The organism is Citrobacter sp. Cb041, from assembly GCF_030336655.1.
Classification (GTDB): domain Bacteria; phylum Pseudomonadota; class Gammaproteobacteria; order Enterobacterales; family Enterobacteriaceae; genus Citrobacter; species Citrobacter braakii.
This window is the reverse complement of sequence record NZ_JAOWDD010000020.1, coordinates 81578-92661: the sequence shown is the minus strand read 5'-3', so window position 1 is coordinate 92661 and position 11084 is coordinate 81578. Positions and strand designations below refer to the sequence as shown.

Genomic DNA, 11084 nt, shown 5'->3' with positions numbered 1-11084 from the left:
CCCGCCATAAACTGCCAGGCATCAAATAAGTGAAGAAGCCCATCCTGCCGGATGGGCTTTTTTGCGTCTGCAGGGAGTGAGAACTGCCGGATGCAGCGTACCATTTTATCCAGCCCATCATGTTGTAACCGCTGTGCAGGCCTGAGAAGCGCAGCACACCTGGCTCTCCCGGCAGCACATTGCCTGTTACGCGAACGACGAATAGCATTCTCCTTTTTTCTTTACTGCACTAATCTACAGCAAGGAGCCGTGAAACTTTCTCAACTTGAGGATGCAGGCTCGACATTCGCATGATTCCTGGGTATCTTCAGCTATCTGGATGTCTAAACGTTTAAACGTATGTAGTGAGGTTATCAGGTTATGCCAATTCGCGTGCAGGACGAGCTACCCGCCGTCAATTTCTTGCGTGAGGAAAACGTCTTTGTGATGACGTCATCTCGCGCTTCTGGTCAGGAAATTCGTCCACTGAAGGTGCTCATCCTCAACCTGATGCCCAAGAAGATTGAAACGGAAAACCAGTTCCTGCGTTTACTCTCTAACTCACCGCTGCAGGTAGATGTTCAGCTATTGCGCATTGATGCCCGCGAGTCACGCAACACCCCTACGGAGCATCTGAATAACTTTTACTGTAATTTCGAGGATATCTGCGATCAGAACTTTGATGGGCTAATCGTGACCGGCGCGCCGTTGGGTCTGGTTGAATTTAATGACGTAGCTTACTGGCCGCAGATTAAACAAGTGCTTGAATGGGCGAAAGATCATGTTACATCGACGCTCTTTGTCTGTTGGGCGGTGCAAGCCGCATTGAATATCCTGTACGGAATTCCCAAGCAAACCCGTACGGATAAACTCTCAGGCGTCTATGAGCACCATATTCTTCATCCTCATGCGCTGCTGACGCGTGGATTTGATGATGCGTTCCTGGCCCCGCATTCGCGCTATGCCGATTTTCCTGCTGCCCTTATCAGGGACTACACCGATCTCGAGATTTTTGCCGAAACAGAAGAGGGAGATGCCTACCTGTTTGCCAGCAAAGATAAACGTATCGCCTTCGTAACGGGCCATCCTGAGTATGACGCCCATACACTCGGCAGTGAATATTTTCGTGACGTCGAAGCGGGCTTAACGCCGGAAGTGCCCTATAACTACTTCCCAAAAGATGACCCGCAAAATAAACCGCGGGCAACCTGGCGTAGCCACGGCAATCTGTTGTTTACCAACTGGCTCAACTATTACGTTTACCAGATCACGCCATATGATCTGCGTCACATGAATCCAACGCTGGATTAATCTTCTGTAACAGACGATCCTTAAGCGTTTCAGCATGTTGAATCAGGCACCTTCGGGTGCCTTTTTTATTTCCGAAACGCACCTCACTGTGTAATTAAATTTTATTTATATTGTTATCAATAGGTTAATTGATAATTAAATTAAAAATGGAAATTGTTTTTGATTTTGAAATTTAAATGAGTAGTCTTAGTTGTGCTGAACGAAAACCGCACAACGATCCTTCGTTCGCATTGGGGATGTGTTTGGATCAATGACGAGGAACTACGCAATGAATCAACAGGCAACGACAACCGATGAACTGATCTTCACCAGGCCGCGTGGCGAACAGGAACAGCAGATTCTGACCGCTGAAGCGGTGGAGTTTCTGACCGAGCTGGTGACAAGATTTACGCCAAAGCGGAATAAACTTCTGGCTGCACGTATCCAGCAGCAGCAGGATATTGATGACGGTAAGTTGCCTGACTTTATTTCGGAAACAGCTTCCATTCGTGAAGGTAACTGGAAAATTCGCGGTATTCCTGATGATTTACTGGATCGCCGTGTAGAGATTACCGGACCGGTTGAGCGCAAGATGGTTATCAACGCGCTGAACGCGAACGTCAAAGTCTTTATGGCTGATTTTGAAGATTCGCTGGCTCCTGAGTGGAGCAAAGTTATCGACGGGCAGATCAACTTGCGCGATGCAGTCAATGGCACCATTAGCTACACCAACGAAGCCGGTAAAATTTATCAACTCAAACCCAATCCGGCCCTGTTAGTGTGCCGCGTTCGCGGTCTGCATCTGCCGGAAAAACACGTCACCTGGCGTGGCGAATCGATCCCGGGAAGCCTGTTCGACTTTGCCCTCTATTTCTTCCACAACTACAAAACGTTGCTGGCAAAAGGCAGTGGCCCTTATTTCTATCTACCCAAAACGCAGGCCTGGCAAGAAGCGGCATGGTGGAGTGAAGTGTTCAGCTATGCAGAGGATCGCTTTAATCTGCCGCGTGGCACAATTAAAGCGACCCTGCTGATTGAAACGCTGCCAGCCGTTTTCCAGATGGACGAAATTCTGCACGCGCTGCGTGACCACATTGTGGGCCTGAACTGCGGTCGCTGGGACTACATTTTCAGCTATATCAAAACCCTAAAGAACCACCCGGATCGCGTGTTGCCGGACCGTCAGGTGGTGACGATGGATAAGCCATTCCTCAGTGCGTATTCGCGTCTGCTGATTAAAACCTGTCATAAACGCGGCGCGTTCGCGATGGGCGGCATGGCCGCGTTCATTCCCAGCAAAGATGCGGAACGTAACAACCAGGTTCTGACCAAGGTAAAAGCGGACAAAGCGCTGGAAGCCAATAACGGTCATGACGGCACATGGATTGCCCATCCAGGACTGGCAGATACCGCAATGGCGGTGTTCAACGACGTACTCGGTGAAAACAAAAATCAGCTGTTCGTGACCCGTGAAGAAGATGCGCCGATTACCGCAGAACAATTGCTGGCACCCTGTGAAGGTGAGCGTACTGAAGAAGGCATGCGTGCCAACATTCGTGTCGCGGTGCAGTACATCGAAGCGTGGATCTCCGGTAATGGCTGCGTACCGATTTATGGTCTGATGGAAGATGCGGCCACCGCCGAAATCTCTCGTACTTCCATCTGGCAGTGGATCCACCACCAGAAAACGCTCAGCAACGGCAAACCGGTTACCAAACCGTTGTTCCGCCAGATGCTGGCCGAAGAGATGTTGGTGATTCAGGACGAACTGGGAGAACACCGCTACAGCAGCGGGCGTTTTGACGATGCCGCGCGCCTGATGGAGCAAATCACCACTTCCGACGAGTTAATTGACTTCCTGACGTTACCGGGCTATCGCCTGTTGGCCTAATTTACCCACAATTTATCCTAATGGAGCATCTGCACATGAAAACCCGTACTCAACAAATCGAAGAATTACAGAAAGAATGGACTCAACCGCGCTGGGAAGGCATCACCCGCCCCTATAGCGCGGAGGAAGTGGTGAAATTACGTGGCTCGGTCAACCCGGAATGCACGCTGGCGCAGCTTGGCGCGGCGAAAATGTGGCGTCTGCTACACGGCGAATCGAAGAAAGGTTATATCAACAGCCTCGGCGCGCTGACTGGTGGTCAGGCGCTGCAGCAAGCGAAAGCTGGTATTGAAGCGGTCTACCTTTCAGGCTGGCAGGTGGCGGCAGATGCCAACCTGGCGTCCAGTATGTATCCGGATCAATCGTTGTATCCAGCGAACTCCGTTCCGGCGGTGGTGGACAGGATCAACAACACATTCCGTCGTGCCGATCAGATCCAATGGTCAACCGGTATTGAGCCGAACGATCCGCGCTATGTGGATTACTTCCTGCCGATCGTTGCCGATGCGGAAGCGGGTTTTGGCGGGGTACTGAACGCGTTTGAACTGATGAAATCGATGATTGAGGCTGGTGCAGCGGCCGTTCACTTCGAAGATCAGCTCGCATCGGTGAAAAAATGTGGTCACATGGGCGGCAAAGTCCTGGTGCCGACTCAGGAAGCTATCCAGAAACTGGTGGCAGCCCGTCTGGCTGCAGACGTTATGGGCGTTCCGACGCTGGTGATTGCGCGTACCGATGCTGACGCAGCCGATCTGATTACGTCTGATTGCGACCCATACGATAGCGAGTTCATCACTGGCGAGCGTACCAGCGAAGGGTTCTACCGTACGCATGCGGGCATTGAGCAGGCGATCAGCCGTGGTCTGGCTTACGCACCGTATGCGGATCTGGTGTGGTGTGAAACCTCCACGCCGGACCTCGAACTGGCGAAGCGCTTTGCCGATGCTATTCATGCGAAATTCCCAGGCAAACTGCTGGCCTACAACTGTTCGCCATCGTTTAACTGGCAGAAAAACCTGGATGACAAAACCATTGCCAGCTTCCAGCAACAGCTGTCCGATATGGGTTACAAATACCAGTTCATTACGCTGGCGGGTATCCACAGCATGTGGTTCAACATGTTCGACCTCGCGCATTCCTATGCGCAGGGTGAGGGCATGCGCCACTACGTTGAGAAGGTTCAGCAGCCGGAATTTGCGGCGGCTAAAGATGGTTACACCTTCGTGTCCCATCAGCAGGAAGTAGGGACAGGCTACTTCGACAAAGTAACCACCATCATTCAGGGCGGCACTTCTTCAGTGACCGCGCTGACCGGCTCGACTGAAGAATCGCAGTTTTGATCAATGCCCGGTGGCGCTGCGCTTACCGGGCCTACGAAGGGATGTAGGCCGGATAAGCGAATGCGCCATCCGGCATGACATTGTGCCGGATGGGAGAAATTGATGACGCGTGGCCTGGAATTACTGATTGCTCAGACGATTTTGCAAGGTTTCGACGCCCAGTACGGGCGTTTTCTGGAAGTGACCTCCGGCGCGCAGCAGCGTTTTGAACATGCCGACTGGCACGCGGTTCAGCAGGCGATGAAAAGCCGTATCCACCTTTACGATCATCATGTGGGTCTGGTGGTGGAGCAACTGCGCTGCATTACTGATGGCAAAAGTACCGACGCGGATTTTTTACTTCGCGTGAAAGAGCATTACACCCGGCTATTGCCAGATTACCCGCGCTTCGAGATTGCGGAGAGTTTCTTTAACTCCGTCTATTGCCGGTTATTTGACCACCGCTCGCTGACTCCCGAGCGACTGTTTATTTTCAGCTCTCAGCCAGAGCGCCGTTTTCGCACGATCCCACGCCCGTTGGCGAAAGATTTTTTTCCCGATACCGGCTGGGAGTGGCTGCTTACGCGCGTCCTCAGCGATCTGCCCTTGCGTCTGCCGTGGCAGAACAAACATCGGGATATCCACTACATCATCGAACACCTGACCGAAACGCTGGGGGCGGATGTGTTGCAGCGCAGTCATTTGCAGGTGGCGAACGAACTGTTTTATCGCAACAAGGCCGCCTGGCTGGTCGGTAAGTTGATTACCCCTTCCGGGACGCTGCCGTTTTTACTGCCAATTCACCGTACTGACGAGGGTGAACTGTTTGTCGATACCTGCCTGACCACGACGGCGGAAGCCAGTATCGTGTTTGGCTTCGCCCGCTCGTATTTTATGGTTTACGCCCCACTGCCCGCCGCGTTAGTGGAGTGGCTGCGCGAGATCCTGCCCGGTAAAACCACCGCTGAATTGTATATGGCGATCGGCTGTCAGAAACACGCGAAGACCGAAAGTTACCGCGAATATCTGCTCTATCTTGCCCATTGCGATGAGCAATTTATCGAAGCGCCGGGGATCCGCGGCATGGTGATGCTGGTATTTACCCTGCCAGGCTTCGACCGCGTCTTTAAAGTCATCAAAGACAAATTTGCGCCGCAAAAAGAGATGTCGGCCGCCCACGTCCGCGCCTGTTATCAACTGGTCAAGGAGCACGATCGTGTCGGGCGGATGGCTGACACTCAGGAGTTCGAGAACTTTGTGCTGGATAAACGGCAAATCGATCCGTCGCTGATGGCGCTGTTGCTACAGGAAGCCCCGGAAAAAATTACCGATCTCGGCGATCAGATCGTCATTCGCCATCTGTATATCGAACGACGGATGGTGCCGCTGAATATCTGGCTGGAGCAGGTCGAAGGCCAGCAACTGCGCGATGCAATTGAAGAGTACGGCAATGCCATTCGTCAGCTGGCCGCCGCCAATATTTTCCCCGGCGATATGCTGTTTAAGAACTTCGGCGTGACTCGCCACGGGCGCGTGGTGTTCTACGACTACGATGAAATTTGCTACATGACGGAGGTGAATTTCCGTCATATCCCGCCGCCGCGCTACTCGGAAGATGAGATGAGCGCTGAACCGTGGTATAGCGTATCCCCGGGGGATGTCTTCCCGGAAGAGTTTCGTCACTGGCTATGCGCTGACCCGCGTATCGGGCCGCTATTTGAAGAGATGCATGCTGACCTGTTCAGCGCTGACTACTGGCGAGGTCTGCAAACGCGGATCCGTGAAGGGCACGTGGAAGATGTTTACGCCTACCGGCGCAAACAGCGGTTTTGCATCAGATTTGCGGCTTGATGCCCGGCAACCCTTTCTTAACGAAATCCGCCGTATGCCAGCGTGACTTCTTTCGCCGCTTTGATCGCCATGGCACCAAACTCGGTCACTCGATCGTCGGTAATGCGCGAAATGGGTCCGGAGATGGAAATAGCGGCAAACGGCTCGCGGTGTTCATCATAAATGCACGACGCCACGCAGCGCAGACCCAGCGCATGCTCCTCATCATCAAAGGAGTAGCCGCGCTTGCGCGTCTGGGCTAAATCCTCTTTCAGATGCACCGGCGACACCAGCGTGGCGTGGGTGTATGCGTGCAGCCCTTTACGGTGCAGCAGGCCAGTCACCTGTTCTTCACTCAGTTGGGATAAAAACGCCTTACCCGCACCGGAGGCGTGCATCGGCAGTTTGCCGCCGATAGGCGCGGACATACGCATCAGTTGGGTACACTGCACCTGGTCGATAATAATGGCCTGATGGTCGCTTTGATCTAACACGGCCAGGTTTACCGTCTCACCGGAGTCTTCCATCAGCTTGCGCAGGATCGGGTGGACAATCGCCAGCAAATTACGGCTTTGCAAAAAGCTGCTGCCGACGATAAACGCATGCGCACCCACGGCCCAGTGGCCTAATTCACCCACCTGACGGACAAATCCTTGCTGCTGCATGGTGGTCAACAAACGGTGAGTCGTGGAGTTTGGCAAGCCGGCCTGCTGTGCCAGCTCGGTTAGCGCCACGCTGCCGTTGGATTCTGCAATCCACTCCAGTAGCTTCAGGCCGCGAGTCAGAGACTGAACCTGTCCGGTTGCAGGCGTAGTAGCTGCGGCGGGTTTTCTACCTCGTTTCGCGGGGATTGTGGCAACCATGGCGGACTCCTTTTCTGTATCGTGGAAATCATTTTCGTTTTATTCAATTATAATGCAAGAATTCCTGTACTGATCGGATGAGTGAAGCTGAACATGTCTCATGTTGGCCGTTGTTCTCTTTTCCACCTCTCAGGTTTGTGCCAGTATGGTCTGTTGAGTTTTTTTCGGTCTGGTTGAGCGTTGTCGGGAGCGAGTGTGAGCAGCAAAGTTGAACAATTACGTCAGCAGTTAAATGAACGTATTCTGGTGCTGGACGGCGGTATGGGCACCATGATCCAGGGATATCGTCTGAGCGAAGAGGATTTCCGCGGCGAACGCTTTGCCGACTGGCCGTGCGATCTGAAAGGCAACAACGACCTGTTGGTGCTCAGCAAACCTGAGGTGATCGCCGCCATCCATAACGCCTATTTTGAGGCGGGCGCGGATATCATCGAAACCAACACCTTTAACTCCACGACTATCGCCATGGCGGATTACCAGATGGAATCCCTGTCGGCGGAAATCAACTTTGCGGCAGCTAAACTGGCGCGCGCGGCGGCAGACGAATGGACGGCACGCACACCGGAAAAACCGCGCTATGTCGCGGGCGTGCTTGGCCCAACCAACCGTACGGCGTCTATCTCGCCTGACGTCAACGACCCGGCTTACCGCAATATTACCTTTGATCAGCTGGTGGCCGCCTACCGTGAATCCACCAAAGCGCTGGTGGAAGGTGGCAGCGACCTGATCCTGATTGAAACTGTCTTCGATACCCTGAACGCCAAAGCCGCTATTTTCGCGGTTAAAACCGAATTTGAAGCGCTGGGCGTTGAGTTGCCGATTATGCTCTCCGGCACTATCACCGATGCTTCCGGGCGTACGCTCTCCGGTCAGACAACCGAAGCGTTCTATAACTCACTGCGCCACGCCGATGCGCTGACCTTCGGTCTGAACTGCGCCTTAGGCCCTGACGAGTTGCGCCAGTACGTGCAGGAACTGTCGCGCATTGCCGAATGCTACGTTACCGCGCACCCGAACGCCGGGTTGCCGAACGCCTTTGGCGAATACGATCTCGATGCCGACACCATGGCGGCGCAAATACGCGAGTGGGCGCAAGCGGGCTTCCTCAACGTGGTCGGCGGCTGCTGCGGCACCACGCCGGAACACATCGCCGCGATGAGCCGCGCAGTGGAAGGCTTGCCGCCGCGCCGCTTGCCGGAAATCCCGGTAGCCTGCCGTCTGTCTGGCCTTGAACCGTTGAATATTGGCGACGATAGCCTGTTTGTGAACGTCGGCGAGCGTACCAACGTCACCGGTTCGGCGAAATTTAAGCGACTGATCAAAGAAGAGAAATACAACGAAGCGCTGGATGTCGCCCGTCAGCAGGTGGAAAGCGGCGCACAGATTATCGATATCAACATGGATGAGGGAATGCTCGACGCCGAAGCGGCGATGGTGCGTTTTCTCAACCTTATCGCCGGTGAGCCGGATATCGCCCGCGTGCCGATTATGATCGACTCCTCAAAATGGGACGTCATCGAAAAAGGGCTGAAGTGCATTCAGGGTAAAGGCATCGTTAACTCCATCTCGATGAAAGAGGGGGTTGAGACCTTTATCCATCACGCGAAGTTGCTGCGACGCTACGGTGCCGCAGTGGTGGTGATGGCCTTTGACGAGCAGGGGCAGGCCGACACCCGCGCGCGTAAAATTGAGATTTGCCGACGGGCGTACAACATTCTTACCGAAGAGGTAGGCTTCCCGCCGGAAGACATTATCTTCGACCCGAACATCTTTGCGGTCGCGACCGGGATTGATGAGCACAACAACTACGCCCAGGACTTTATCGGTGCCTGTGAAGACATCAAACGCGAACTACCGCACGCGCTGATCTCCGGCGGCGTCTCCAACGTGTCATTCTCCTTCCGTGGTAACGACCCGGTTCGTGAAGCCATTCACGCGGTATTCCTTTACTACGCCATTCGCAACGGCATGGACATGGGGATCGTCAACGCCGGACAACTGGCGATCTACGACGACCTGCCCGCCGAGCTGCGCGATGCGGTTGAAGATGTGATCCTCAACCGTCGTGACGATGGCACCGAGCGTCTGCTGGAGCTGGCTGAGAAATATCGCGGTAGCAAAACTGATGACACTGCCAATGCCCAGATGGCGGAATGGCGCAGTTGGGACGTGAAAAAACGCCTCGAATATTCGCTGGTGAAAGGCATTACCGAATTTATTGAGCAGGATACTGAAGAAGCTCGCCAGCAGGCCGCGCGTCCGATCGAGGTGATTGAAGGGCCGCTGATGGACGGGATGAACGTGGTTGGCGATCTGTTTGGCGAGGGTAAAATGTTCCTGCCGCAGGTGGTGAAATCCGCCCGCGTGATGAAGCAGGCGGTAGCCTACCTCGAACCGTACATTGAGGCCAGCAAAGAGAAAGGCTCCAGCAACGGCAAGATGGTCATTGCTACCGTGAAAGGCGATGTGCACGATATCGGCAAAAACATCGTTGGTGTGGTGCTGCAATGTAACAACTACGAAATCGTCGATCTTGGCGTGATGGTGCCAGCGGAGAAAATCCTCAGAACGGCACGTGAAGTGAATGCCGATCTGATTGGTCTTTCCGGGCTGATTACCCCGTCGCTGGACGAAATGGTCAACGTGGCGAAAGAGATGGAGCGTCAGGGGTTCACTATTCCATTGCTGATTGGCGGCGCGACCACCTCAAAAGCGCACACGGCGGTGAAAATCGAGCAGAACTACAGTGGCCCGACGGTTTATGTGCAGAACGCCTCGCGTACCGTTGGCGTAGTAGCTGCACTCCTCTCTGACACTCAGCGCGATGACTTTGTCGCCCGTACGCGTAAAGAGTACGAAACCGTGCGTATCCAGCATGCGCGTAAGAAACCGCGGACCCCACCAGTAACGTTACAGGCTGCCCGCGACAACGATCTGGCCTTCGACTGGGAAAACTACACGCCGCCAGTGGCGCACCGCCTCGGCGTACAGAGCGTTGAAGCCAGCATCGAAACGCTGCGCAACTACATCGACTGGACGCCGTTCTTTATGACCTGGTCGCTGGCCGGGAAATACCCGCGCATCCTCGAAGATGAGGTGGTGGGAGAAGAGGCGAAACGTCTGTTCAAAGACGCCAATGACATGCTGGATAAACTCAGCGCTGAGAAGACCCTGAATCCGCGCGGCGTGGTGGGCTTGTTCCCGGCTAACCGCGTGGGGGACGACATCGAGATTTACCGTGACGAGACGCGTACGCACGTCATCAACGTCAGTCATCACCTGCGCCAGCAGACGGAAAAAGTCGGTTTCGCCAACTACTGCCTGTCTGACTTTGTTGCGCCGAAACTGAGCGGCAAAGCGGATTACATCGGTGCTTTCGCAGTTACCGGCGGTCTGGAGGAAGATGCACTGGCGGACGCCTTCGAAGCCCAGCATGACGACTACAACAAGATCATGGTGAAAGCGATCGCCGACCGCCTGGCGGAAGCGTTCGCGGAATATCTGCACGAGCGCGTGCGTAAAGTCTACTGGGGCTATGCGGCGAATGAGAACCTCAGTAACGAGGAGCTGATCCGCGAAAACTACCAGGGAATTCGCCCGGCACCGGGCTATCCGGCGTGTCCGGAACACACCGAAAAGGCCACCATCTGGGAACTGCTGGATGTAGAAGCGCACACCGGGATGAAGCTCACTGAATCCTTCGCGATGTGGCCAGGTGCGTCGGTTTCCGGCTGGTATTTCAGTCATCCGGACAGCAAGTACTACGCCGTGGCGCAAATCCAGCGCGATCAGGTTGAAGATTACGCCTTCCGTAAAGGCATGAGCGTGGCGGAAGTCGAACGTTGGTTAGCGCCTAATCTGGGCTATGACGCTGACTGATTCACAAAACTGTCATCTTTATTTACAACAAAC

7 protein-coding genes are annotated in these 11084 nt (G+C 54.2%); 5 read left to right on the top strand and 2 right to left on the bottom strand.

Going from position 1 to position 11084, the window contains the following annotated elements; all coding sequences use genetic code 11:
• Positions 1–208 (bottom strand): hypothetical protein (locus OGV52_RS01615; protein WP_287107978.1); only part of this gene is annotated, 208 nt, incomplete at its 3' end.
• Between the two features lie 152 nt (positions 209–360).
• Here OGV52_RS01615 and metA point away from each other — a divergent pair.
• The 4 genes from metA to aceK all read left to right on the top strand — a co-directional run bounded on the left by metA (position 361) and on the right by aceK (position 6330).
• Positions 361–1290 carry a homoserine O-acetyltransferase MetA gene (gene metA, locus OGV52_RS01610; protein ID WP_016155321.1) on the top strand — a complete coding sequence of 310 codons (930 nt, stop codon included), beginning with the start codon at positions 361–363 and terminating at the stop codon, positions 1288–1290.
• Between the two features lie 268 nt (positions 1291–1558).
• Complete coding sequence (gene aceB, locus OGV52_RS01605) at positions 1559–3160, top strand: malate synthase A (protein WP_016155322.1); 1602 nt, start codon at positions 1559–1561, stop codon at positions 3158–3160.
• A 35-nt stretch (positions 3161–3195) separates the two neighbouring features.
• Positions 3196–4500, top strand: a complete 1305-nt coding sequence (aceA, locus tag OGV52_RS01600; protein ID WP_016155323.1) for an isocitrate lyase — start codon at positions 3196–3198, stop codon at positions 4498–4500.
• 102 nt (positions 4501–4602) lie between these two features.
• Entirely contained in the window at positions 4603–6330 is a 1728-nt protein-coding gene (gene aceK / locus OGV52_RS01595) for a bifunctional isocitrate dehydrogenase kinase/phosphatase (RefSeq protein WP_287107977.1), read from the top strand.
• A gap of 17 nt (positions 6331–6347) precedes the next feature.
• Here aceK and iclR read toward each other — a convergent pair whose 3' ends face one another.
• Entirely contained in the window at positions 6348–7172 is an 825-nt protein-coding gene (iclR, locus tag OGV52_RS01590; protein ID WP_047357748.1) for a glyoxylate bypass operon transcriptional repressor IclR, read from the bottom strand.
• A 195-nt stretch (positions 7173–7367) separates the two neighbouring features.
• Here iclR and metH point away from each other — a divergent pair, with 195 nt between their 5' ends.
• A complete protein-coding gene (metH, locus tag OGV52_RS01585) occupies positions 7368–11051 on the top strand; it encodes a methionine synthase (RefSeq protein WP_047357747.1) in 3684 nt (1227 codons plus the stop codon).
• Positions 11052–11084: the final 33 nt, after the last annotated feature.